Source organism: Sinorhizobium sojae CCBAU 05684, from assembly GCF_002288525.1.
GTDB classification, from domain to species: Bacteria; Pseudomonadota; Alphaproteobacteria; order Rhizobiales; family Rhizobiaceae; genus Sinorhizobium; species Sinorhizobium sojae.
The window spans coordinates 1,716,287-1,740,222 of the sequence record NZ_CP023068.1; the positions used below are offsets into that span (position 1 = coordinate 1,716,287).

Annotated in this window: 19 protein-coding genes and 2 pseudogenes; 11 read left to right on the forward strand and 10 right to left on the reverse strand. The window is 63.2% G+C overall.

Translation table 11 applies throughout. The annotated features are described in order from the left end of the window. Window positions 1–371 precede the first annotated feature (371 nt). The 8 genes from SJ05684_RS25660 (at window position 372) to ngg (ending at window position 11,369) form a co-directional block, all read left to right on the forward strand. Window positions 372–1,532 carry an osmoprotectant NAGGN system M42 family peptidase gene (locus SJ05684_RS25660; protein ID WP_034856874.1) on the forward strand — a complete coding sequence of 387 codons (1,161 nt, stop codon included), beginning with the start codon at window positions 372–374 and terminating at the stop codon, window positions 1,530–1,532. 190 nt (window positions 1,533–1,722) lie between these two features. Then, the gene (locus SJ05684_RS25665) at window positions 1,723–3,285 is read left to right on the forward strand and encodes an ABC transporter substrate-binding protein (RefSeq protein ID WP_095694384.1); all 1,563 of its coding nucleotides are present in this window, start codon (window positions 1,723–1,725) and stop codon (window positions 3,283–3,285) included. A gap of 50 nt (window positions 3,286–3,335) precedes the next feature. Then, window positions 3,336–4,283, forward strand: coding sequence for an ABC transporter permease (locus tag SJ05684_RS25670; RefSeq protein ID WP_034856883.1), 948 nt, complete (start codon window positions 3,336–3,338; stop codon window positions 4,281–4,283). Beyond that, window positions 4,280–6,082, forward strand: coding sequence for a dipeptide/oligopeptide/nickel ABC transporter permease/ATP-binding protein (locus SJ05684_RS25675; protein WP_374188716.1), 1,803 nt, complete (start codon window positions 4,280–4,282; stop codon window positions 6,080–6,082). The genes SJ05684_RS25670 and SJ05684_RS25675 overlap by 4 nt, the downstream gene beginning before the upstream one ends. Beyond that, window positions 6,079–6,876 carry an ATP-binding cassette domain-containing protein gene (locus SJ05684_RS25680; protein WP_034856885.1) on the forward strand — a complete coding sequence of 266 codons (798 nt, stop codon included), beginning with the start codon at window positions 6,079–6,081 and terminating at the stop codon, window positions 6,874–6,876. Before SJ05684_RS25675 ends, SJ05684_RS25680 begins: the two co-directional genes overlap by 4 nt. 4 nt (window positions 6,877–6,880) lie before the next feature. Further along, the gene (locus tag SJ05684_RS25685; protein ID WP_034856887.1) at window positions 6,881–7,681 is read left to right on the forward strand and encodes a FadR/GntR family transcriptional regulator; all 801 of its coding nucleotides are present in this window, start codon (window positions 6,881–6,883) and stop codon (window positions 7,679–7,681) included. Between the two features lie 123 nt (window positions 7,682–7,804). Further along, window positions 7,805–9,580 (forward strand): N-acetylglutaminylglutamine amidotransferase, encoded by a 1,776-nt coding sequence (locus SJ05684_RS25690; RefSeq protein WP_034856918.1) that lies wholly within the window; start codon window positions 7,805–7,807, stop codon window positions 9,578–9,580. A 1-nt stretch (window position 9,581) separates the two neighbouring features. After that, complete coding sequence (ngg, locus tag SJ05684_RS25695) at window positions 9,582–11,369, forward strand: N-acetylglutaminylglutamine synthetase (protein ID WP_034856896.1); 1,788 nt, start codon at window positions 9,582–9,584, stop codon at window positions 11,367–11,369. Window positions 11,370–11,444: 75 nt separating this feature from the next. Here the strand turns inward: ngg and SJ05684_RS25700 are convergent, their stop codons facing one another. From SJ05684_RS25700 to SJ05684_RS25710, 3 genes are all read right to left on the reverse strand, one after another. Continuing rightward, window positions 11,445–12,956 (reverse strand): tripartite tricarboxylate transporter permease, encoded by a 1,512-nt coding sequence (locus SJ05684_RS25700; RefSeq protein WP_034856898.1) that lies wholly within the window; start codon window positions 12,954–12,956, stop codon window positions 11,445–11,447. 32 nt (window positions 12,957–12,988) lie between these two features. After that, window positions 12,989–13,459: a tripartite tricarboxylate transporter TctB family protein gene (locus tag SJ05684_RS25705; RefSeq protein ID WP_050980095.1), complete on the reverse strand. Its 471-nt coding sequence runs from the start codon at window positions 13,457–13,459 to the stop codon at window positions 12,989–12,991. 148 nt (window positions 13,460–13,607) lie between these two features. Continuing rightward, entirely contained in the window at window positions 13,608–14,582 is a 975-nt protein-coding gene (locus SJ05684_RS25710) for a Bug family tripartite tricarboxylate transporter substrate binding protein (RefSeq protein WP_034856900.1), read from the reverse strand. Window positions 14,583–14,945: 363 nt separating this feature from the next. Here SJ05684_RS25710 and SJ05684_RS25715 point away from each other — a divergent pair, with 363 nt between their 5' ends. From SJ05684_RS25715 to SJ05684_RS25725, 3 genes are read left to right on the forward strand one after another with little or no spacing between them, the layout of a single operon-like run. Beyond that, on the forward strand, window positions 14,946–15,623 hold the full coding sequence (locus tag SJ05684_RS25715; RefSeq protein WP_034856902.1) for a response regulator transcription factor: 678 nt from the start codon (window positions 14,946–14,948) through the stop codon (window positions 15,621–15,623). After that, entirely contained in the window at window positions 15,610–17,001 is a 1,392-nt protein-coding gene (locus SJ05684_RS25720; protein WP_034856904.1) for a sensor histidine kinase, read from the forward strand. The genes SJ05684_RS25715 and SJ05684_RS25720 overlap by 14 nt, the downstream gene beginning before the upstream one ends. Beyond that, window positions 16,998–18,074 carry an ABC transporter substrate-binding protein gene (locus tag SJ05684_RS25725; RefSeq protein ID WP_034856906.1) on the forward strand — a complete coding sequence of 359 codons (1,077 nt, stop codon included), beginning with the start codon at window positions 16,998–17,000 and terminating at the stop codon, window positions 18,072–18,074. Before SJ05684_RS25720 ends, SJ05684_RS25725 begins: the two co-directional genes overlap by 4 nt. A gap of 392 nt (window positions 18,075–18,466) precedes the next feature. Here SJ05684_RS25725 and SJ05684_RS31095 read toward each other — a convergent pair. The 7 genes and pseudogenes from SJ05684_RS31095 to SJ05684_RS25760 all read right to left on the reverse strand — a co-directional run. Further along, window positions 18,467–18,832 (reverse strand): annotated as a pseudogene (locus SJ05684_RS31095) (ankyrin repeat domain-containing protein); the annotation flags it as partial. Beyond that, a complete protein-coding gene (locus tag SJ05684_RS25735) occupies window positions 18,833–19,306 on the reverse strand; it encodes an SMI1/KNR4 family protein (protein ID WP_034856908.1) in 474 nt (157 codons plus the stop codon). Then, entirely contained in the window at window positions 19,303–20,040 is a 738-nt protein-coding gene (locus tag SJ05684_RS25740; protein WP_050980096.1) for an HNH/ENDO VII family nuclease, read from the reverse strand. Before SJ05684_RS25740 ends, SJ05684_RS25735 begins: the two co-directional genes overlap by 4 nt. Window positions 20,041–20,141: 101 nt before the next feature. Then, window positions 20,142–20,630 carry a PAAR-like domain-containing protein gene (locus SJ05684_RS31100; RefSeq protein WP_083846205.1) on the reverse strand — a complete coding sequence of 163 codons (489 nt, stop codon included), beginning with the start codon at window positions 20,628–20,630 and terminating at the stop codon, window positions 20,142–20,144. 285 nt (window positions 20,631–20,915) lie between these two features. Beyond that, window positions 20,916–21,989, reverse strand: coding sequence for a DUF2169 family type VI secretion system accessory protein (locus SJ05684_RS25750; protein WP_034856912.1), 1,074 nt, complete (start codon window positions 21,987–21,989; stop codon window positions 20,916–20,918). An 8-nt stretch (window positions 21,990–21,997) separates the two neighbouring features. Then, window positions 21,998–23,608, reverse strand: a pseudogene (gene tssI, locus SJ05684_RS25755) (type VI secretion system tip protein TssI/VgrG); the annotation flags it as partial. Continuing rightward, window positions 23,605–23,910 carry a PAAR domain-containing protein gene (locus SJ05684_RS25760; RefSeq protein WP_034859786.1) on the reverse strand — a complete coding sequence of 102 codons (306 nt, stop codon included), beginning with the start codon at window positions 23,908–23,910 and terminating at the stop codon, window positions 23,605–23,607. The pseudogene tssI and the gene SJ05684_RS25760, both read right to left, overlap by 4 nt. Between the last annotated feature and the right edge of the window lie 26 nt (window positions 23,911–23,936).

Consider the following 23,936-nt stretch of genomic DNA (forward strand, 5'->3'; position numbering starts at 1 on the left):
CTTATAAGCGACGAGTGGTCAATTCCATGGCTTGGAACCAGCCTGCCGGCCTTCAACGGAGGCAATGGCCAGCCGTCGTCGGCATCGCGAAGCTCGACGTCGGTGCGCAGCGGGCAGACCCTGATACATCCAATAGGCGCATATCGACTCTAGCGCAGCTTATCAGAGAATTGCTGCACCGCAAGAAATTCCTGCACGCGTTAGGCGATCGGCGCGGTCGCTACACGCAAAAACCGACGCTGACGATCAGTTGCGGCGCATTGGTTTTGTCGCAGTTTCGATTGCAAAGCCGTGGGGCGCCTTTTGGAAACCTGCTTTCGGCGGCAGCACCCAAGGTTGACGCCTCGGCCTCATCTTGCGACAAAGGCGGCATGAGTTCGGCCATATCGATCGACCCCCACTACCTGGTTGCTCGCCTGAAAGCCCTGCTGGCGATCCCGAGTCCCACCGGGTTCACCGACGAGGCGGTTCGCCACACGGCCCGCGAACTCGAGCGGTTGGGATTGGAAGTGGTGCTGACACGGCGTGGCGCCATTCGCGCCCGCCGGCCCGGCGCGGCAAGGCGGCCGGCACGCGGCATCGTTTCGCATCTCGACACGCTCGGCGCGCAGATCAAGCTGCTCAAACCGAACGGGCGCCTCGAACTGGTGCCGATCGGCCACTGGTCGGCCCGCTTTGCCGAAGGCGCCCGGGCCTCCATTTTTTCCGTCAAAGGCACCTATCGGGGCTCGATCCTGCCGTTGAAGGCCTCCGGTCACACCTTCAACGAAGAGGTCGACACCCAGCCGAGCGGCTGGCGCCATGTGGAGCTGCGCGTCGACGCGCTGGCGCGCAATCAACACGACCTCACACAGCTTGGGATCGACGTCGGCGATATCGTGGCGATCGATCCGGCGCCGGAATTCCTGGAGAACGGCTTCATCGTCTCGCGGCACCTCGACGACAAGGCGGGGGTCGCGGTGATGCTGGCGGCGTTGGAAGCGATGAACCGTGAAAAGGTGGAGACGCCGGTCGACACCTATTGGCTCTTCACCATCGGCGAGGAGGTCGGCGTCGGCGCCTCGGCCGTGGTCACGCCCGACATCGCTTCGCTCGTTGCCGTCGACAACGGCACCACAGCGCCGGGCCAGAACTCCTCGGAATTCGGCGTCACGCTGGTCATGGCCGACCAAACCGGCCCGTTCGACTATCATTTGTGCAAGAAGCTGTTCGAACTTTGTGGCGCGAACGGCATTCGCGTCCAGAAGGACGTGTTCCGCTATTACCGCTCCGATGCCGCGTCCGCCGTCGAGGCCGGCCATGACGTGCGCACCGCCCTCCTCGCCTTCGGGGTGGACGCTTCGCACGGCTACGAGCGCATCCACCTGCACGCGCTGATTTCCGTCGCCAAGCTGGTGGTGCACTATCTCGCGAGCCAGATCGAGATTGAACGGGACGCCGAAGAAACGGCAGTCGGCCTGAAGGGCTTCACGCACCAGAAGGTCCCAGAAGCCGAACAGGCCCTGACGCCGGAGGATGGGCAGGAGAGTTAGCAAGGCCATCTCGATCATCGATGGCCGCGACCGGCGGGAGGGCAGCCCTCCTACGCAGGCTCCGGCGCCGGCTGTTGCCGTGCCTCCTGCCGCCGCGCCCAAATTAATAATGATAAATTCTTGCTTCTGTAACATTTGTCAGTATTAACTGCGCTCTCACGAATTCAGCCAAATCGAAAGGATCTTCCCCATGAAGAGGCTATTTCGGGGCGCCATAGCGGCGGCTGCCGTTCTTCTCGCCGCCGCGGCAACGCCGGTTAAGGCGCAGACTCCCCCCAATGTCCTGGTTGTCGGTCAGATCGCCGAGCCGCAATCGCTCGATCCGCATACGGTCACCGCCACCAATGATTTTCGCATTCTCGTCAACGTCTATGACGGGCTTGTCCGGTTCAAGGACGGGACATTGGAGGTCGAGCCGGCGCTTGCCGAGAGCTGGGAGATTTCCGAGGACGGCAGGACCTACACCTTCAAGCTGCGCGAGAACGTCAAATTCCATGACGGTTCGCCCTTCAATGCCGAGGCCGTCAAATTCAATTTCGACCGCATGCTGAAGGAGGATCATCCCTTCTACAACACCGGTCCATTCCCGCTCTCCTTCAACTTCTCCTCGATCGAAGCCGTGAACGTCATCGACGATCGCACAGTCGAGTTCAGGCTTGATGGAGCCTTTGCCCCCTTCCTTTCCAATCTCGCCTATCCGACCGGCCTGATCGTCTCGCCGGCAGCGGTCGAGCAGCATGGAAAGGACTATGGTCGCCATCCGTCGGGCACCGGTCCCTTCAAATTCGTCGAATGGGTCTCCAACCAGCGCGTCGTCGTCGAGCGTAATCCGGACTATTGGGGCGGCCCGGCGAGCCTTGAGGCGGTCGTCTTTAGGCCGATCACCGACGCCAACACGCGGGTCGCGGAGATGATGGCGGGCGGTATCGACGTCATGGTCGAGGTACCGCCGGACAATCTCGCCACCTTCAAGGAGGACGACAATTTCGCGGTGGTCGAACAAGCGGGGCCGCATGTCTGGTTTGCCATTTTGAACGCCAAGGCAGGCCCCTTCGCCGACAAGCGCGTGCGCCAGGCTGCCAATTACGCGGTCAATAAGGAGACGTTGGTCAACGACGTGCTGCAGGGCACGGCAACGGTTGCGGCCGGCCCGATCCCGCCGGCCTTCAACTGGGTCGAAAGCACTGTCGAGCCCTATCCCTACGATCCCGCCAAAGCGAAGTCACTGCTCAAGGAGGCCGGCGCCGAAAGTCCCGCTGTGACCTTCTACGTCACCGAAGGAGGGTCCGGCATGCTCGATCCGGTCACCATGGGTGCAGCCATCCAGGCAGACCTTGAAGCTGTCGGCTTCGACGTGAAGATCGAAACCTACGAATGGAACAGCTTTCTCGGCCGTGTGAACCCGGGGCTCGAAGAAAAGGCGGATATGGCCGAGATGGCCTGGATGACCAATGATCCGGACACGGTTCCCTATCTGACGCTCAGGAGCGACGCCATGCCCGACAAGGGCGGCTTCAATTCCGGCTATTACTCCAATCCGAAGGTCGACGAACTTCTGGAGAAGGCCCGCGCCTCCACGGACCAGGCGGAGCGCGGCAAGCTCTATGGCGAGGTGCAGGCGATCGTGCACGAGGACGCACCCTGGCTCTTCGTCGCCAACTGGAAGCAGAATGCCGTGACGACCGCGGCCGTCGAAGGCTTCAAGCTCCAGCCATCCTTTCTCCTGCATCTTCGTGGCGTGGCCAAGCAGTAGGATTCGAGGCAATCGGCTGCCGGCAGCGATGCCGGCGGCGGAGGAGCTCCATGCAGACCTACATTCTGAAGCGGCTGATCGCCGTCGTCCCCGTGCTCATCGGCCTCTCGGTCATCGTCTTCCTCGTCATGGCGATGATCCCGGGAGACACGGCGACGGCGATCCTCGGCCCCTATGCGACGCCGGAGAATGTCGAGCGCATCAACCGCGACCTCGGGCTCGACAAGCCGCTCTTGCAGCAATACCTGATCTGGATCGGCAATGTGCTGCAGGGCGATTTCGGCCGCTCCTACGCGCTCAACCGGCCCGTTCTCGATGAGGTGCTGGAGCGGTTTCAAGCGACGCTGATCCTGGCCGGCGTATCGCTCGTGCTTGCCTCCTTCGTCGGGCTTCTTGCCGGCATCGTTTCCGCCGTCCGGCAGTTCAGCTGGGCCGATCGCGTGGTCACCCTCGTCGTGCTCGCAGGCATCTCCACGCCGTCCTTCTGGCTCGGTCTGCTGCTCATCTATCTCTTCGCCGTCCACTGGCGCATCCTGCCGGCCTCCGGCATGTATGCGGTCTATGGCGGCGGCGATCTCAAGGACCTTCTTATCCATCTGATCCTGCCTGCAGCGACGCTCGCGGTGGTGGCTGCGGGCGTGATCGCACGGCTGACGCGTGGCGCCATGCTGGAGGTCCTGCGCCAGGATTTCGTGCGCACCGCGCGGGCCAAGGGGCTTCCGGAACGCCGTGTCATCTATAACCATGCCTTCCGTGCCGCCCTTGTCAGCGTCATCCCGGTGATCGGCATCCAGGCCGGTTTCGTGCTGGGCGGAGCGGTCTATATCGAGACCGTTTTTCAATGGCCCGGCATCGGCGCCATGCTGGTCAAAGCCATTTCGACCCGCGACATCCTGCTCGTGCAGGGCGGCGTGCTGATCGTTGCCGCCAGCTATGTCCTCTTCAACCTCATGGCGGACGTGGTCCAGTCTATGCTCGATCCGAGGATCCGCATGTGAGCGCGCTTGCCGAAATGACGACAAGGCCCGCGGCCGCGGAGCGGCTCACGTCCTGGCGGCTGCTCATGAAGAACCGACTCGCCGCCGCCGGCTTTTTCCTGCTGCTGGCGATCGCATTGCTCATCCTGCTCGTGCCGCTCCTGCCGCTGCCGGACCCGGATGCCACCGCGCCGGCCAAGCGGCTGCAGCCCGTGGTGACCGCCGGCCATCTTCTCGGGACCGACCAGCTCGGCCGCGACATCCTGAGCCGGCTGCTGTGGGGCACGCGCGTCTCGCTGGCGCTGGGCTTCACCGCAACGCTGATCGCCGCCGTGATCGGGTCCACGATCGGCATCGTCGCCGGCTATGCCGGCGGGCGGGCCGACAACCTGATGATGCGCGCGGTCGACATGCTGATGGCCTTTCCTTACCTGCTCCTGGCGCTTGCGATCGTAGCAGCACTCGGACCGGGGCTGATGAATGCCCTCTATGCGATCGCCGTCGTCAACATCCCCTTCTTCGCGCGCAATGTCCGTGGCGTCACGCTGGGGCTTGCCCATGCCGAGTTCATCGACGCGGCGCGGCTTTCCGGCAAGGGCCAGCTCTCGATCGTCTTGACCGAGGTGTTGCCGAACGTGCTGCCGGTCATCGTCATCACCATATCGACGACCGCCGGCTGGATGATCCTCGAGACGGCGGGCTTGAGCTTTCTGGGCCTCGGCGCGCAGCCGCCCCAGGCCGATCTCGGCTCGATGCTCGGCGAAGGACGCGCCCAGCTCTTCACTGCTCCGCATGTTTCGATCGTGCCGGGCGCGACGATCTTCCTTATCGTCATCAGCCTCAACCTGCTCGGCGACGGCATCCGCGACGTGCTCGACCCGCGCCTCAGATCCGGTACGCTCGCCCGTCCCGGGCCGATGACGGCGATCGCGAAGGATCGACAGGCGCCAGCCAATTCGGCGCCGGATGCTGCGCTCGCCATAAAAGGGCTGGAGACGGGTTTTACCGGTGGAGACTCCTTCGTTCCCGCCGTCAACGGCGTGTCGCTTCAATTGAGGCGCGGCGAGTGTCTCGGCCTCGTCGGCGAAAGCGGCTCCGGCAAGAGCGTCACCGCGCTTTCGATCATGGGCCTCGTCGCCTCGCCGCCGGGGCTTATCCGAAACGGCGCGATCTATCTCGATGGGGAGGACGTGCTCTCAATGCCCGAGGCAAAGCTCAGTTCCTGCCGCGGGGCCCGCGTCGCCTATGTGTTCCAGGACCCGCTAATGTCGCTCCACCCCCTCCTACCCGTTGGCCGGCAGGTCGAAGAGGCAGTTGCGGCGCATCAGCCGATCGGCGCCCCAGAACGGCGGAAAAGGGCGATAGCGCTTCTGGAGAAGGTCGGGATCCCCGATGCGCACACACGGGCGGCACATTACCCGCACCAGTTCTCCGGCGGGCAGCGCCAGCGTGTCGGCATTGCCATCGCGCTCGCCAATGATCCGGACATCATCATCGCCGACGAGCCAACCACGGCGCTCGACGTGACCGTTCAGGCACACATCCTTGACCTCCTGCGCGGGTTGCAGCGCGAGCGCGGCATGGCGCTGCTTTTCATCACCCACGACTTCGGTGTGGTTTCGGAACTCTGCGACCGGATCGCCGTGATGAAGGACGGCGAGATCGTCGAGACGGGAGAGACGCGGCGGGTGCTGTCCCATCCGCAGCACGCCTATACGAAGCGGCTCATTGCCTGCGTGCCGGAACTCGGCACCGGAGCGGACTTTCTCGACCGGGTGTCCGGCCTGTTTGCCGCGCGCCAGCGGGAGGGCTCGGCATGACCACAGCCGCAATCGAAGTGCACGACGTGACCAAGGTCTTCGGCGGCGGACATACGCTTTTCGGGCGGTCGCGTCACGCCGTGACCGCCGTCAACCAAGTCTCGCTTTCGGTCGGGCGCGGCGAAACGCTTGCCGTCGTCGGCGAGAGCGGGTCGGGCAAGAGCACGCTTGCACGCATGCTCGTCGGCCTGGAGCAACCGACCTCCGGTACATTGCGGATCGGTGGCCGCGATGCCGCCGAGCTTCGGCGTGCCGGCGCGCTCGCTTTCGGCAAGATGATCCAATATGTATTCCAGGACCCGATCGCTTCGCTCAATCCGCGCAAGACCATCGGGCAGATCCTCGAGACGCCGCTGAAATTGCTCTGCGGATATGACGCCGCGGAGCGACAAAGCCGCGTGGCGGAACTGCTGGACGCGGTACAGATGCCCGGCGACACGCTTCAGCGCTATCCTCATGAATTCTCCGGCGGCCAGGCGCAACGGATCGCGATCGCCCGTGCGCTCGCCGCGGAAGCGGAGGTCTTCGTACTCGACGAGCCGGTCAGCGCGCTCGACGTCTCCGTCCAGGCGCAGATCCTGTTGCTGTTGCGTGACCTCAAACGGCGCTTCGGCCTCTCCTATCTTTTCATCAGCCATGATCTGGCCGTCGTCGAGGCGATCGCCGACCGCATTGCCGTCATGCATCGCGGAGAGATCGTCGAGATCGGGCCGGCGGCCCGGCTTTTTGCCGATCCGCAACACGCCTATACCAAACGGCTCATCGCCAGTGCGCCCCGGATCAGGAAAGAATGACCGCATGCCCGCTACCATCGAAAAAACGAAACCCATGAGCGAGGAAGAAAAGCGCCTCTACGTTCCGGCAGGGCGGACCCGCCGCAGGCCGGAGGCGATCGCCGACCGGATCAAGGACTTCATACGCACGGAGAAGCTGATTCCCGGCGATCGGCTGCCGCAGGAGAAGATGCTGATCGACGAGTTCAAGGCCGCCAAGAGCACGGTGCGCGAGGCGATGAAGACGCTGGAAACGCAAGGCCTGATCTACACCCGCAGCGGGCCGGGCGGCGGGGCCTTCGTCGCCCAGCCTTCTGCCCAGCACGCCATGGAACTGCTCGGCGCCTATTTCTTTTTCGACCAGCCAAGCCTTTCCGACATCTACGCGATCCGCAAGGCGCTGGAGCCGGAAATCGCCGCGCATCTTGCGGGCCGCCTTCAGCCGGCGCAGCTTGCGGAACTCGAAAGGACGATCCGCATCTACGACCATGCGCCGGAAAATATCGACGAACAGTATCGCCAGCGCGTCGCCGAGCTAGACTTCCATTCGCAGCTCGCACAGCTGTGTCCGAACCGGCTCCTCGGCTTCCTGTGCGGCCTCATGCACAATCTCCTGCGCGACCTGCCGCTCGCCCGACGGATCTATGCGGATCCCATGCCGACCGCGCGCGAAGAGGGGCTCCTTTTTCAATACCGCCTGATGGCGGCGTTGAAAGACGGGAGAAGCGAGGAGGCCCGCGAGATCGCCCGCGAACACATGATCCTCGCGGAACGCTATATGCTCGCGCGCGCGGAAGCGCTTGCCGATGAGAAGGGGAAAGAATGACCTCCGATCGGGAACGATCGGCGGCCCCGCGCATTATCAAAGATGTGCGACATCAGGGCCGCGGAAACCACCGCGGCCCTGATCTTTTCACGAGTACCAACAAAGGAGGTTTCGACCCAATTCATGTGTGGAATTTGCGGTGAAGTCAGGTTCGGCGGCGGTTTGCCGTCGGTTTCGGCAATTTCGGTCATGGCCGACGTGCTCAGCCCAAGAGGACCGGACGCGGCCGGGCTGGTGGTGCACGCCAATGTCGGGTTGGGGCATCGACGATTGAGGATCCTCGATCTTTCCGACAAATCCCAGCAGCCGATGGTCGACGCCGCGCTCGGCCTCTCGATCGTCTTCAACGGCTGCATCTACAACTTCCGCGAACTGAAGGCCGAGCTCGTGGAGAAGGGCTACAGCTTCTTCTCCGACGGCGACACCGAAGTGATCCTGAAGGCATGGCATGCCTGGGGCGAGGATTGCGTAACACGCTTCCACGGCATGTTCGCCTTCGTCATCCACGAGCGCGACAGCGGCAGGATCGTTATGGCCCGCGACCGCTTCGGCATCAAGCCGCTCTATCTCGCCAATGTGGACGGCGCCTTGCGCTTCGCCTCGTCGCTGCCGGCGATCGTCCAGGCGGGTGGCGTCGACACCGCGATCGACCCCGACGCCCTCCACAATTACATGACCTTCCATGCCGTCGTGCCGCCGCCGCGCACCATTTTCCGGGGCGTGCGCAAGCTGGCGCCGGCCACAATCCGCGTCTATGAAAAGAACGGCAGCTTCAAGGAGCGCCGCTATTGGGATCCGCCCTACCGGCGCCAGGCCGGCGATGCGGCCGTCAGTCGGGAGGAGTGGCAGGAGCGGCTTCTCTCGGCGCTTCGGCTCGCGGTCAAACGGCGCATGATCGCCGACGTGCCGGTTGGCGTGCTGCTTTCGGGCGGCGTCGATTCAAGCCTGATCGTCGGGTTGCTCGCTGAAGCCGGGCAACGCGGCCTCATGAGCTTCTCCGTCGGCTTCGAGGAAGCGAATGGGGAGAAAGGCGATGAATTCGTCTATTCCGACCTGATCGCGGAGCATTTCGGGACCGATCATCACAAGATTTTCGTCCCATCCGCCGATCTGATGGAAGCCTTGCCGGGAACGATCGCGGCCATGTCGGAGCCGATGGTCTCCTACGACAATGTGGGCTTCTACCTGCTTTCCAAGAAGGTCTCGCAGCACGTCAAGGTGGTGCAGTCGGGCCAGGGCGCGGACGAGGTCTTCGGCGGCTATCACTGGTACCCGCCGCTCATGAATTCCAACAACGTCGTCGCCGACTATGCAAGGGCCTTCCGCGACCGGTCGCACGAGACCTTGGCGGCCCAACTTGCGTCCGAGTGGATGCCGGAACGCGATGTCAGCGGCGATCTCCTGAAGGAGCACCTCTTGCGTGACGGCGCCGATACCGCGGTCGACCAGGCGCTGAGGCTCGACAGCACCGTCATGCTGGTCGACGATCCGGTCAAGCGCGTCGATAATATGACGATGGCCTGGGGACTGGAGGCCCGCGTACCCTTCCTCGACCACGAACTGGTGGAACTGGCGGCGCGCATTCCTCCGGAGGAGAAGCTTCGCAACGAAGGCAAGGGAATCCTGAAGGACGTCGCGCGGAAGGTGATCCCGAGCGCGGTGATCGACCGCAAGAAGGGTTATTTCCCCGTGCCACAGCTCAAATATATCGCCGGGCCCTATCTCGACATGCTGCGCGACGCTCTGTCTTCGCAGGCGGCCCGCGAACGCGGGCTCTTCCAGCGCTCCTATCTCGAAAGGCTGCTGGACAGCCCGCTCGAACACATTACGCCGCTCAAGGGATCCGAACTCTGGCAGGTCGGGCTGCTGGAGATGTGGCTGCAGGCCCAGGAGGTGTAAGATGAAGAAACTCGCCACCATCCCTCGGCAAAAGCCGCGAGGAAACCGTGCCGTCTCCCACCGCCTGACGCGCCTGCGGGCGCCGGCCGGCCCAGAGGTCGGCGCACCGCGCGACCGCAAGGTGGAGCCGGAGACGGAAAACCGCAACGTGACGCTCGATTGCGGCTGGGGGCGGCTGCTCTTCGCGCAGACCTTCGACGATGATGAGGCGCTCGTCCGCGAATTGCGCGAGGAAGCGCCGCAGAGCCGCGACATCGCCTTTTACGTGCGCGATCCGCACGTGCTCCTGTCGCTGGCGCCGCAGGAGATATTCCTCGACCCCTCGCACACCTTTCGCCTCGATCTGTCCACCTATCGCGGCCGGGGCCGGCGCGTGCGCGGAATCACGGTCCGTCGCCTCGCCTCGGAAGCCGATGCCGAAGGCGTCAATGCCGTCTATGCTGCCTGCGGTATGGTGCAAGTACGATCCGACTTCTTTTCGAGCGAGCGCGACAATCGCTCGCTCACCTATTTCGTCGCGCAGGACGATGCGAGCGGCCAGATCGTCGGCGCGGTGACCGGCATCGACCACCGGCATCTCTTCAACGATCCGGAGCGGGGTGCGTCTCTCTGGTGTCTCGCGGTCCACCCCCAGGCGCGCCAGCCGGGCATCGGAGAACGGCTGGTGCACAAGCTTGCCGAATATTTCCAGGCGCGCGGGCTCGCCTATGTGGACCTCTCGGTGCTCTACGACAACGATAACGCGATCCGGCTCTACGAGAAGCTCGGCTTCCGTCGCGTGCCGCTCTTCGCCTTGAAGCGCAAGAACGCGATCAACGAGAGGTTCTTCGCCCAGCCGATCCCCTTCTACGACGCCCTCAACCCGTATGCGCGGCTGATCGTCGACGAAGCTTTGCGGCGTGGCATCCATGTCGAGGTGACGGACGCGGAGGACGGCTTCTTCAGGCTCTCGCATGGTGGCCGGTCGATCCACTGCCGCGAAAGCCTTTCGGAACTCACTTCAGCCGTCGCCATGTCGATCTGCGACGACAAGGCGGTGACCCGCCGCCTGGCGTCGGCTGCGGGACTTGACGTGCCGGCACAGATTTCGGCGGATGGCGGCGAGGACGAGAAGCGCGCTTTCCTGGAGATGCACGGCAAACTGGTGGTCAAGCCAGCCCGCGGCGAGCAGGGCCGCGGCATATCGGTCGGCATCGCGTCGATGAAGACGCTGGAGGCGGCGATCGAGCAGGCCAGGACCGTCTGCGACCGGGTGCTGCTGGAGGCCTATTTCGAGGGCGAAGACCTGCGGCTCGTGGTGATCGACTACAAGCTCGTTGCCGCTGCCGTACGCAGGCCGCCGCGCGTCATCGGTGATGGCGAGTCGACGATCCGCAAGCTCATCGATATCCAGTCGCGCCGGCGCGCCGCCGCCACCGGCGGCGAGAGCCGCATCCCCGTCGATGCCGAGACCGAACGCTGCCTTGGCGAGCAGGGCCTCGATCTCGACAGCATCCCGGCGGAGGGGCGGGAGATCACGGTGCGCAAGGCCGCCAACCTTCATACCGGTGGTACGATCCACGACGTGACGGCCAAGGTGCATCCGGACCTCGTTGCCGCCGCCTGCGACGCCGCGAAAGCGATCGGCATACCGGTCGTCGGCATCGATTTCATCGTGCGGGATCCGGAAAAGTCCGACTATGTCTTCATCGAAGCGAACGAACGGCCCGGCCTTGCCAACCACGAACCGCAGCCGACCGCCGAGCGCTTCGTGGATCTCCTGTTTCCGGGCAGCCGCGCCATGGCCTGACGGCCCGGCACGGCACTAAACGGAAAACGGCCGGGCGGAACGCCCGGCCGTCGGTAACTCTTGGCTCAGATTGCACTATTCCGCGGCCGCGAGTTTCATGGCGCGGCGCTTGGCACGGCGTGACAGATAGATGGGCAGGAGCGCGACCAGCACGGCCATGCACCACAAGACGATGCAGATCGTGCTGCTGAACAGGATCGAGATCTCGCCGCCGCTGATTGCGAGCGCATTTCGCAGGTTGACCTCCATGACCCGGCCGAGCACGAAACCGAGAATGATCGGTGCCATGTCGAAGCCTGCCTTTCGCAGGAGCCAGCCGGTCATGCCGATGCCCATCATCAGATAGATCGAGAAGACCGAGGAGTGGGCGGAGTAGACGCCAACGATCGACAGCACCAGGATGCCCGGCACCAGAAGCCAGTTCGGCACGGTCAGGACGCGGGCAAAAATCTGCACGAGCGGCAGGTTGAGCGCCAGCAGGATCAGGTTGCCGACGAAGAGCGAGGCAACGAGGCCGCCGACTATCTCCGGGCGCTCGACGAGCAGCATCGGGCCGGGCTGGATGTTGTAGAGCATCAGCGCGCCGAGCATGACCGCGGTCGTGCCGGAGCCCGGTACGCCGAGCGTGAGCATCGGCACGAAGGCGCCGCAGGCGGTCGCATTGTTCGCCGCTTCCGGTGCCGCAAGGCCGCGCACGTCACCCTTGCCGAAGGTGCCTTCGGTGTCGGAAATCCGCTTGGCGGTCGTATAGGACACGGCGCTCGAGACCGAAGCGCCCGTTCCCGGCAGCACGCCGACGACGAAGCCGATGATCGAACTGCGCACCGTAGTGCCGGCGCTCTTGACGACATCCGACATCCGCGCCGTCATGCGGCCAAGCTCGCGGATAACCGTCATGCCGCGTCCCTGGTGTTCGAGGATGATCAGCGCCTCGGAAATCGAGAACAGCCCGATGACGAGCACGACGAACTCGATGCCGTCGCCGAGTTCCGGCTCGTTGAAGGTGAAACGATACGCCCCCGAGGTGGCGTCGAGACCCACCGTTGCCAGCATCAGGCCGAGCACGCAGCCGATCAGCGTCTTGACCGGCTGGCTGCCGACCATCGAGCCGAGCGTGGCAAAGGCGAAGACCATCAGGACGAAATATTCAGCCGGGCCGAAACCGATCGCAAGCCCGGCAAGCAGCGGCGCGAAGAGAGCGAGACCGATCGAGCCGAACATGCCGCCGACGAAGGACGCGAGACCGGAAAGAGCGAGAGCCTCGCCAGCCCGGCCCTGCTTAGCCATCGGATAGCCGTCGAGAGCCGTCATCACGGCGCCGGCGTCGCCCGGCACGTTGAGCAGGATCGACGAAATGCGTCCGCCATATTCGGCGCCGCAATAAATGGCAGCCAGCAGGATCATCGTGCTCTCCGCCGGCAGCCCCATGGTGTAGGCGATGGGAAGCAGCAGCGCGATGCCGTTGATCGGGCCGATTGCCGGCAAGGCGCCGACCATGGTGCCTATGAAACAGCCGACGAGACCGATCAGAAGGTTTTGCCAGGTCAAGGCAACGGCAAAACCTTGCCAGAGATATTCGAGGTTCATGGGACGTGACCTTTCCGGTTTCAGTCTTGCGGTCAGCCGAACAATGCGCCGGCCGGCAGATAGACTTCCAGAAGATAGGAGAAGACAAACCACCACAGGGCGGCATGGCCGATGGAACCGGCAAGCGCCTTGGCCGGCGGGGCGCCGAACAGAATGGCGGTGCCGAGGGTGAGGACGAAGATCGAGGCAGCAAAGCCCGCGGGCTCAAAGAGCATGACGGCGATCAGCATCAGGACCGGCACGGCAAGAACGCGCAAAAGCAGCGGCCCGGTTGGAAACCCTTCGGCAAATCCCGGCGAGAACCAGTACCAGACGCTCAGCAGGCCGAGAGCAACCGCCAGGGCGACCGGGAAGACCCTCGGCCCGAGCGGGTCCGAGGCAAAGGCGTATTCAATGACGCTACCGCCAATGCCGTAGGCGATGGCGAAGACGAAGAGGCAGATGGCCGAGACGCGCCCGATCAGTTGGACGGTCCTGGAAGAAGGCTGATGGACTTCGGACATGGGTGTCTCTCCCCTGGTATTCCATGGTTGAAAGCCGTCGCGCGGCGTGACCGCGGATAGTCCCCTCGCTTCCTTCCGCCACCGGCCGTGACCGGTGACGGAAGGGGGCCACCTCATTGTCTTGGGAGGAACCGCGAGGGGAACGGGGTTACATGCCGGCTTCCTTGGCGAGAACCTTGAAGCGCTCGACGTCGGCCTTCACGCGATCTTCGAAGTCCTTGCCGAGCAGGGTGAATTCAAAGAGCCCCCGGGCTTCGCGCTCCTTGGCGAATTCCGGCGTCTGCGATGCTGACTCGAAAGCCTTGACCCACCATTCGTATTCGGCGTCGGAAACGTCCTTGCCGACATAGTAGCCGCGCCAGACCGGCCAATCGATGTCGAAGCCCTGCTCCTTGGCAGTCGGCACGTCGGCGAGCTCGCCGGGCAGGCGCTCCGGGGACATGACGGCGAGGATGCGCACTTTGCCGGCGACGTGGTGCTTGCCCATCTCCGCCGCATCACCGGAGCCGACCTTCACATGGCCGCCTTCGAGTGCCGTCAGCACCGCGCCACCACCCTCGAGCGCGACATAGCGCATGCTCTTGGGATCCTGTCCTGCAGCCTTGGCGAGGAGGGAGCCTTTCATCCAATCCTGCGACCCGACGGCGCCGCCACCGGCGATCGCGAAGTCGCCGGGCGCAGCCTTGTAGGCTTCGACCAGTTCGCCGAGCGTCTTGTAGGGAGAATCGGCTGAAACCACGAGAACGCCGTAGTCGGCGCCGAGCGCCCCGAGCCAGCGCACGGCCGACTCGTCATACTGGCCGAACTTGCCCTGTGCGAGCAGCAACGCCGAGCCGGATGAGGCGGCGGTGATGACATTAGCGTCGGAACCGCGCTTGCCTATGACGTGGTTGTAGGCAACGGCGCCGACCCCGCCTTCCATGTAGGTAACGGCCATCGGCTTGGAAATCTGCTTGGTCTCGAGCAGGGCATTGGCGGCCAGCCGGCAGGTCAGGTCGAAGCCGCCGCCCGGCTTGGCGCCGGCGAGGCACTCGGGCTTCGTGGGTCCGGCATGCGCGGATGCCGTCATCGCAAAGGCCGCAAGAGCGGCACCGCACAGAGTCTTGGTGAAAGCTGAAGTCATGGATGTCTCCCGTTCGTGCTGAGGCTGCCGGTCGGAAGATGCGGCAACGACCGCCGGCCGGCGCCGTTTGGGGCACCAGTCATAGCGCTGTCGCTGCGGGCTTCCTCCCGGGCCGGTCCGCTGCTCTCTCCCTGGAACCGGTCGTGGCAACCTAAGCGCCGTTCCTGTCACCATCCTGTCATCTTGCCGCCACATACTGCGCCGCGCGTCTTATCAGACGCGCAAATGTCGCTGTAACACTTTGAATTGCTGCATGTCTTTGCCCTTTAATCGAGCTCGATTGAAGGAGACGTGCAGTAGATGAACGGCTGGAAGGACGCCGGGCCGCTTGATCGGCCCGTAGGCGCATGCAATCATTAAAACGTGCGTATTCTCTTGGTCGAAGACACCATCGATGTGGGCGAGGCGATCTGTCGCCGGTTCCAGCAGACGGGTCATACCGTCGACTGGGAGACTGACGGATCGGCGGCGTCGGAAATCCTGAGCTTCACCGAATACGACCTCGTCATTCTCGACGTCATGCTTCCGGGCCTCGACGGCTTCTCCATCCTGCGCGGGCTGCGCCAGTCGAAAAGCAATGTGCCCGTTCTTGTGCTGACGGCGCGCTCGGAAATCGACGACCGCGTCGGCGCACTCGATCTCGGCGCCGACGATTACCTGGTCAAGCCCTTCGATTTCCGCGAGCTCGAAGCGAGAGCCCGCGTGCTCTTGCGCCGCAGGACCGGCGGCGATGCGACGAACATCATCGTCTGCGGCGACGTCAGCCTCGACCGCGCCAATCGCAGCGTCAAGATCGGCAAGCGCGAGATCCAGCTCAAGCGCCGCGAGATGACGCTGCTCGAAATTCTCGCCTCCCGCCCCGGCAGAGTGTTCAGCAAGGAGGAGCTTCTCGACCAGCTCTTCGGCTTCGAAGAGGCCGCCGGCCCGAATGCGATCGAGCTCTATATCGGCCGTCTACGCAAGAAGCTCGAGCGTGCCAAGGCCCGCATCGTGACGCTGAGGGGCGTCGGCTATCAGCTGGTGGCCGATGACAACGCCTAGAAGTTCGCTTTTCGCCCGCCTTGTGCGCCGGGTGGCGATCGTGCTCATGCTCGGCGCCGCATCGCTGATCACTGCGGCCTGGTTCTACGCCCGCACGGCGGCGGACGAGGCCTATGACAGGCTGCTTCTCGGCGCTGCCTTCCAGATGTCGGAAAGCCTGACCGTGGCCGACGGGGCACTTCGCTTCGTCCTGCCTCCCTCCGCCTTCGAGCTCCTCGGCCTCGCCCACCGGGACCGGATATTCTACCGGGTGATCGATCCGACCGGCTCGACGCTTACGGGTTATGCGGATCTCGAGCCGAAAGCGCCACTCTCGCAAAGCCGCGATGGTCCCGCCTTCGGAAATGCCGAATATCGCGGCGCGGCCGTCCGCACCGTCACCCTTTCCCGGGCGATGACGCTCAACGACGGCACCGGCTGGGCCTATGTCGTCGTCGCGCAAACCATCGAAGCCCGCCAGTCGCTTGCCTCCGAGCTGACGACGCGCGCCACCCTTCTCGTCGCGATCATGAGTCTGCTCGCCCTTGGCGGTACGGCGCTTGCCGTCCGCTATTCTCTGCGACCGGTCGACGTCCTCGGCGACGCCCTGCGTCAGCGCGATCCGCAGGATCTGACGCCAATGACCGTCGATGTGCCTCGCGAGCTCTTCCCCTTCATGACCTCGATAAACCACTTCATCAACCGCCTCGACGAACGGGTGAAGCTGCTTCAGCGCTATGTGGCCGACAGTGCGCACCAGATCCGCACGCCGCTTACCGCGCTCACCGCCCAGGTGAGCCTGATCAACGAGGACAATCTCACGCCGGACGATCGCCGCCATCTCGAACGGGTGCGCAACCGGACGGCAGAACTTGCGCGTTTCACCAATCAGCTGCTGAACCACGCAATGGTCATCCATCGCTTCGACTCAACCCAGCTTGCGCCCGTTTCCTTGAACGACGTCGCGCGCAAGGCGTTCCGCACGACGGTTCCTATCACCATCGACGACGACATGATCGTGTCCTTCGAGGCGGCGGAGGACGATCCGATCATCATGGGAGACGTGCTCAGCCTGCGCGAGGCGATCGCCAATGTCATCGACAATGCGCTGCGCCACGGCGCCTCTTCACGGCTGGAGGTGCGCGTCACGCGCGATGGCGGATGGGGACGCGTCGAGGTCTCGGACGACGGCCCGGGAATCCCCGCGGAGGAATGGGGAAACGTGACCAAGCGCTTCTATTCGACCCGTTCCGACAAGGGCGCCTCAGGCCTCGGCTTTGCCATAGCCTCCGAAGTCGCGTCCGTCTTGGGCGGCCGGGTCGGTTTCCGCGAAAAGGCCGAGGGGCGGGATTTCTGCGTCTTCCTCGAGCTGCCGCTCGCGACGGAGGAACGGGTATGAGGCCGCTTCTTCGATCGCTCGCCATCCTCTTCTGGCTGCTGCCGTCGGCTGCCGCCGCGCTCGAGGGCCAGAGGGCGTTCTTTCCGTCAAGCGGCAAAGAGGCGGAACGGCTGACCATCCACGCGGCCACCGATCTCGAAGCCATGCGTCCGCTGATCCGGGATTTCCAGGAACTGAGGCCCGGCATCGCGGTGGATTTCATCGACTCCGTCACGAACGATCTCTTCCGGCAAGCCGTCGTGGCCTGCGCCGGCAAGGGCCGCAGCGCCGACATATTGCTCTCCTCCTCCGTCGATCAACTGGTACGGCTTGCCAATGACGGCTGCGCGGAGGCCCACACTTCGCATGAGACATCGGCAGTACCCGCCTGGGCCAACTGGCGCGACGAGATCTTCGGTTTCACCTTCGAGCCCGTGGTCTTCGTCTACGACCGCCGCGCTCTTCCTGCTACGGACGTACCGCGCAGCCACGAGGAACTCGCCGACCTGCTGAGGCGCGAGCCCGAGGAATATCGCAACCGCATCGGCACCTACGATATCGCGGCCTCCGGCATCGGCTACCTGCTCGCCTTCAACGATTCCCGCCAGGCGCCAACCACCTATGGCCGGTTGATCGAAGGCCTGAGCCGTACGAAAACGGTCATCCGCTGCTGCAACAACGAGATGCTGGGGGAAATCGCCGCCGGCAATGTGCGCCTCGCCTATAACGTGCTCGGCTCCTATGCCTACGCCGCGGCGAAGGCAAATCCGGACCTCGGCATCGTCGTCCCCGACGACTACACGCTCGTTCTCGCGCGCGGCGCGATGGTCCCCTCAACGGCGCGTAAACCAGCGCTCGGCAAGCAGTTCCTCGATTATCTCCTGTCGCCGCGCGGCCGAGCCGTCGCCCGCGAAAAATCCTTCTTCTTCTCCGAAAACGGCCCCCTGCCCGCCGGCGTCGACGGCCCCGCATCGCTGATGGAATCCGGCATCGCCCGCCCGATCCGCATCGGCCCCGCCTTACTCGCGGCCCAGGACGAGATCCAGCGGCGGAGCTTTATTGAGGACTGGAAGAGGTTGATCGAGGGGCGGTGAAGGGGAACCGTGAGGGCAGCGATTTTTGAAAAAGATCGCCCTCAGTTGTCGCTACTTGATGAGGCCATCGTCTCAGCATCGCATCCGGCCTCTGTATGGGCGCTAGCGCGCGCCCGGGTACATTACCCAAATGTAATCCACGGCACCCCTAAGCGCCGCGCCCATTCGTTGATGTGGTTGCGGTCGGACGAGCCCTGCGCCAGCCGCACCCGACCCTCGCCTTGCGCCGAAGCGGAGCCAGGAAACAGCGCTGTCGGCGACGTGGGGGCTGGTCCACAACGGAGGTCCCGAGTTATTGCAGTCGGGTGCGCGCTTCTAAATCCCGAAGAGTACCATCTTTTCTTTGTCGTAGCCATGTCTGCCGAGGATCGTCCGGCCGCGTTCTTGCGGTGGGGGTCTGCGCCTTTTCTTATAAGCAACTCAATCAGTGGCAGGCATGGACGTGGGTTGAGTACCGCCGTCCATAGCGCGTCATTTCCATATTTATCGAGACGATGTAGATCCGCTCCCTTGTTGACGATGGCCTCCGCGAGATCGTTCATGCCTCGCGAGATCGCATATTGTAGCGCCGTCTGGCCGTTATCCTCCTGATGATCCAGGGGGACCCCTGCCTGCAGGATCGATGCCGCGTGTTCGGGTCGGTAAGCAATCGCTTCTTGAAGGTAGCTACGGTTATCCTCACTTATCTCGGTAAAGTCCTCGATCACACTAGCATTAAAATTCGGATCTGTACGTAGTTCAGCGAAGAGACCCACCACCTAAACCGCACCATTCCCGGATTGATAATCTTGTATTGTTTGGGATGTCACCTCCTCAAGAAACGCTTCAAAGGAAGCGTAGACCGGAAGTTCTTCGTCAACTTCACCACTATAGTTCCAACCGACGACCTCTCCCGTTTCGCAATTCAACAGAAAAACGGGGCCGTATCCAGTTGATGCGATCACAATATGCCGATTGGGTATCGAGCTGTCGTCCAAATCGGATTTGGTCATAAAATAGGCGTTGGGCGGCCCTTCCCCAAAGACGTTTCCTTTGATGAGGCCGTAAATCTCAAGCCCGTAAAAGCCGAAGGTGCCATATTTGGATAAAAAATATTTATAGGTTAATGGAACATCTCCTACAAGGAGTTCCAGCTCGTGAATCTCTTCAGGAGCTGCACCGCCGGTTATACGCACTCTTGGAAAAGAATTCTGTGCGTCCGCAACAACTCCATCGATATCTTCAATGCTCATTCGAAATCACCCGCTCGCGTTCGCCAGTATTGCCTTGACCAAGTCCTGAAAGCGGCCCGGTCCACGGGAGGAGGGGCACTGCCGTAACCGATCTTCGCTTGGCCGTTGGGGTAAATGTGCAAGATTCTGTGGTTGTCTTTATGGAAGGTTTGTTCGACCTCTGCAATAGGACCGGGCTCATCCTGCGTCATATGGTGCAGATTGATTGGCTTATTGTCAGGACCGATCGGAGGGTCCCCATCCTGCATCCTCTCGAGATTCGTTCTTCCATCCGGACCTTTCTTGTCCGGATCGATGAGGTCGTCCCGCTGATAAACCTTGCGACCGTTAACCTCTTTTCTGGTCCACAAATTGGTGCGCGTGCTTCTCGCACCTTTCGCCCCGTCTTCACTCTTAGATTCGATCTTTCGCGCATCGTTGATGGTTTCCGCGACCTCTTCCGCACGATGCGCTTTCGCCGCTACGCCTGCACCGATCGACGCCGTCTTGCCTGCCGCCGTCGCCGCGCCCTTTGTGGCCACGGCTTCGAGCGCAAGCTTCGCGACATCGAAGGTGCCGTGCCCGACTGCCTGCGCCAGCCCACCTTTCTCATAGGCTTCGCTGTAAGGATCTGCGACAGCATGCCAGATCGAACTCGCCGTGTTTGTCGCATTGTCCCAACCGCGACCCCAGGTCGCGCCGGGATTGTCATAGAGATTTCGGCCAACTTCGGCGGTCCAATTTGCAGCGCCCACTGCCGCGTCCTTGACGCTCTCGGCGCCTGCCGCAATCGTTCCCGTCGGATCATTCCAGAGATCGGACGCGAGATCCTTCGTTCCGCCCCACAGATCCGAACCTACCTTCTTGACGCCTTCCCATGTTTCGCTGGCATTCTCCGTGAAACCATCGGCGAATTTTTCGCCGGTGCTGCGGTATCCTGCGCTGATGCGGAGGCTTGGTCCTCGTTGTCCGTGCCGTCAGGCGCCGGATGGACGGCCGTCGACTCAACATGGACGTATTCGCCGACGGTGTTGCCGTTGTTCAACGTGCAGCGGTCGCCGTGACGCTGAACCCAGATACCATTCGCCCGCACGATGCCTGATGAGGTGACTGGTTCGACGACGTCGCCGACGGTGTTGGATTTGCAGCCCAAGCCGACGCCCGGCTCGTCGCCATAGCAACAGGAAAACTTGGAATCCTGGCGTTTGATGACCTTGCCGTTCGACCGAACGTTCGGCGAATAGTTCTTGATCGTCCGAGGCTTTGCCCCAAGACATATAGGGAACCGGCTTTTCCGGCGACCTGCAGACGTCCGGCGACAGACATACGGCGATTGCCTTGCTATCGTCCGGGATCAGCTCCGGCGGTGCCGGGCTGGCACTAGTCGGAGATGGTATCCTCTTCTTTTTTGCCTCGTCTTCTTTCACCCGCTTCGAAAGCGCATCATCGGTGAATTCCTTGGGCGGCTTGAGGCCGGTGGGATCGTCAAACTGATAGAAGTAGTCGCCTTTTATGTTCCAACCGACAGGCAGAGAGGGATCGAGCCCATGTCGAGCGATTGCACCAGTCTCTGCCGCCGCCGCGCTGACATCGCGGAGATGGCTGGTGTCGAGCGCGGTCTCCGCTACCATCAACCGAGCTCCCTAGCCGACTGCGGAATGAAGGTGAGTCTTGGAACGCCGATCTTCTCAGGCCACGGAAAACCGCAACGCCAAGTGAGGAAGACGCGGCCGACGCCGGGTCGCATGTCGAAATGAACGCCGTCGAGCTTCATGTCTCCCCGCGCGGGACCAGTTCCGCGGTCGATCTCGACGCCCAACTTGATGCCAGGCAGAACTCCCCTCAGCCGTGGGTATCCCGGCAATAGATTCTCCAATGCGAATTCCTCGTCGCCTTGGAGCCAAGTCTCGCTGACGAGATCGGGATGAGCGGCCTGCCAAAAGCGGGAATCGAAGTCCCTCGGCAAAAGCGGATGTCGTTCGTCCAACCAAGCGTCATCATATGTTCCGGCCCGCGATACCCGGTCCTCCCAAAAGGGTGCTAGCGGACCGAAACCGGCCGGATCGGGTCTGTCCTTCACATTGCGGATAGGATGGGCGTCATTCTCGATCCGCGGCGCGGGCCATTCGGGTCTTTCGCGGAAAAGTGCTTCGTCAACTAGCCCGACGCCGATGGGATTCTTTTCGACGACTTCCTTGTGGCGGGGGCTCTCAAGTTTCCCTCCGAAGGCGAGCCTCCAGTCGATCGGCACATGTTTCACGGGTTCGGGTTCCGTAAGGTCCCATCCGTCCAGCGCATCCTCCTGGGAGCGGTCGATAAGCCCTCTCCAGGTCTTTCTGGTCCGCGCGCGCCAATACCGAGGGCCGTAAACGCGAAGCCGCTTGCCTACGGGCCCCACCTGAATGCCGCATGTCCACGACGGCGACGGCTGCCGATCTGGTTGGAAGGCAGCCCCCATGAAAGTCACGTCGGTGCCTGGCTTGAAGGGAGCCAAATCGGTGCAGGCTGTCTGCGGTGTCTGATGCGGGTCGCCGTCATAGGTGTCGGACATGACGAGCGGATATTGCTCTTCGGCGATCTGAAGCGGACCGCCATTGCTGAGCCGAAACGTGCCGCGCGCCACGACGACGCCCAGAAGATCGCCCGCCAAGTTGTACTGACGGAAAGCAAGCGAGGGAAATGGCGTGTGGTTTTCGACGGACATCCGGCCATTCAGCCTTTCGCCGTTGTGTCCGAAGATGTTGGTGATGCTTCGGAGAAACCTCCGCCTGGCTTGTTCAGATCAACAACGACACCATTAATCTGTGTAGGACCCGAAGCTGTGAAGTTGAATTGGGTGCCAAGGATGATGACGGTGCCATCCTTGCGCATGATGAACTTCGAAGCGCCGCACTCGATGACGAACTCCTCGCCGACGATCACCTTCTTGAACTTGCCAACCTTCTCCAGAGACGTCTGCCCGACATTCGTCACCTTGCTGACGCCGATCTGCTCGGCGCGCGCCACGCCGATCGTGTCCGATTTGAACGACCCCACGATCGTGTTCATGATTCCCGGCAGCGGAAACAGCCCGGAGGCCGCGTCGCCGACGCCGGTGCCGGAGCCGGCGAGCGCCGTGCCTGCATCGGCGCGCGGGCTCGCGCCGGCGACCACGCCCTCGCGGCTGCCGAGGCCGCCGGCGTCGAGGAAACCGAGGGCGGAGGAGGCAAGCGTGCCGGCGAAGGCGGCAAGCGCCGGGCCGCCGCCGCCGGCGATCTGGCCGGCCTGGGAGAGCAGTCCGGCGGTGTGGCCGGAGAGCCTCTGCACGGCGCCCATCAGCGCCATCGCCATCGGGCCCGTGCCGCCGACCACCGTGTTCATCGAGCCGCCGATCTCGTGCTTCTGGTTGCCGCCGACTTCGACGGCGCGGTTGGCGCCGATCGAGGCGATCTCGTGACGGTCGATGCGCTTGGTGCGGTCGTTTAAGACCCGCGTCGTCTGGTCCTTCTGGGCGTGGAAGAACTGGTTCTCGCGGCCCGCCTCGTCCTCGAAGGTGATTTCGTTGAAACCCTGGCCCTTGTGCGTGTTCGAGCGCAGCACCATGCGCGTCTTGTTGGCCGGCAGGTCGTAGGGCACCGGATTGGCCGGGTTCGGCACCACGCCCGTCACCAGCGGCCGGTCCGGGTCGCCGTCGACAAAGGCGACCATCACCTCCATGCCGATGCGGGGGATGATCTGCGCGCCCCAGGTGCCGCCGCCCCAGCTTTGGGCCACCCGCACCCAGCAGGTGTCCGACCCGTCCTTCTTCGCCTTGCGGTCCCAGGGGAACCACAGCTTGATGCGCCCGTACTTGTCCGGGTGGATCTCCTCGCCCGGCGGGCCGGCGACGATCGCCACCTGGGTGCCTTCGATGCGCGGTCGCTTCGTCTGCCGGTGCGGCGTCAGCGGCACGCGCGCGGGCACCGCCTCGAAGCTGTTTGAATATTCCGGGTCGTTGGCGTTGGTCTCATAGGAGCGGTCGATGACCGTCTGGCGCATCGAGACGACAACGTGCTCCTCGTAGTCGTGTTCTGGATGGGCGACCTCGTAAGGGGTGAAGCGGCGGCCGACCTCGATGACGCGCGAGGTGGAGTTGCCGAAGACGCGGTCGTGGTCGGCCTCGACGGCTTGCATCCTGAGCTTCTGCGCCCGTTCGGCTTCGGCGACGGTCGAGATGCGCGAGGGGTATTCGTAGAGCTCGCGCTTCATCGCCTCCGGCATCTGCACCAGCGACGGCGTCGCGTTGCCCGGCACCATGCGCGGCGTCTCGAAGTTCCAGTCGGCGCCGGCGCGCTGGGCACTTACTCGAATGTTATCCACGGCACGCCTTGAACTAGGCGCCCGCCATGCGAACAGGAATCTCCGGTGCGTGCAACCTTCTTGCCGTTGATCTCAGCGATTGAGGAGCCGCTCGCAATGCTATCCGATGTTGTCGGCACGCCGGAACACAGGCATGTGTCGCTCACCGTCGCGATGGGAACGCCCTCGACACAGACGAAATTCTGGCCGGTCGAGATCACTGGTCCGCCGATATGCGGCTTTGGCCCCGGGTCAACCATGGGGCACATATGCATGTGGCCTTTGAGGGTAACTGGTTGTCCGCCCATGGATCTTTGTCTCTTCTTCTCAATGC

Coding starts and splice junctions, on each gene's coding strand:
- SJ05684_RS25750 (WP_034856912.1), bottom strand. CDS start 21,989: ATGTCCGTCGAAAACCACACGCCATTTCCCTCGCTTGCTTTCCGTCAG.
- SJ05684_RS25660 (WP_034856874.1), top strand. CDS start 372: ATGAGTTCGGCCATATCGATCGACCCCCACTACCTGGTTGCTCGCCTG.
- SJ05684_RS25725 (WP_034856906.1), top strand. CDS start 16,998: ATGAGGCCGCTTCTTCGATCGCTCGCCATCCTCTTCTGGCTGCTGCCG.
- SJ05684_RS25685 (WP_034856887.1), top strand. CDS start 6,881: ATGCCCGCTACCATCGAAAAAACGAAACCCATGAGCGAGGAAGAAAAG.
- SJ05684_RS25700 (WP_034856898.1), bottom strand. CDS start 12,956: ATGAACCTCGAATATCTCTGGCAAGGTTTTGCCGTTGCCTTGACCTGG.
- SJ05684_RS25705 (WP_050980095.1), bottom strand. CDS start 13,459: ATGTCCGAAGTCCATCAGCCTTCTTCCAGGACCGTCCAACTGATCGGG.
- SJ05684_RS25760 (WP_034859786.1), bottom strand. CDS start 23,910: ATGGGCGGACAACCAGTTACCCTCAAAGGCCACATGCATATGTGCCCC.
- SJ05684_RS25710 (WP_034856900.1), bottom strand. CDS start 14,582: ATGACTTCAGCTTTCACCAAGACTCTGTGCGGTGCCGCTCTTGCGGCC.
- SJ05684_RS25735 (WP_034856908.1), bottom strand. CDS start 19,306: ATGAGCATTGAAGATATCGATGGAGTTGTTGCGGACGCACAGAATTCT.
- SJ05684_RS25680 (WP_034856885.1), top strand. CDS start 6,079: ATGACCACAGCCGCAATCGAAGTGCACGACGTGACCAAGGTCTTCGGC.
- SJ05684_RS25690 (WP_034856918.1), top strand. CDS start 7,805: ATGTGTGGAATTTGCGGTGAAGTCAGGTTCGGCGGCGGTTTGCCGTCG.
- ngg (WP_034856896.1), top strand. CDS start 9,582: ATGAAGAAACTCGCCACCATCCCTCGGCAAAAGCCGCGAGGAAACCGT.
- SJ05684_RS25670 (WP_034856883.1), top strand. CDS start 3,336: ATGCAGACCTACATTCTGAAGCGGCTGATCGCCGTCGTCCCCGTGCTC.
- SJ05684_RS25720 (WP_034856904.1), top strand. CDS start 15,610: ATGACAACGCCTAGAAGTTCGCTTTTCGCCCGCCTTGTGCGCCGGGTG.
- SJ05684_RS25665 (WP_095694384.1), top strand. CDS start 1,723: ATGAAGAGGCTATTTCGGGGCGCCATAGCGGCGGCTGCCGTTCTTCTC.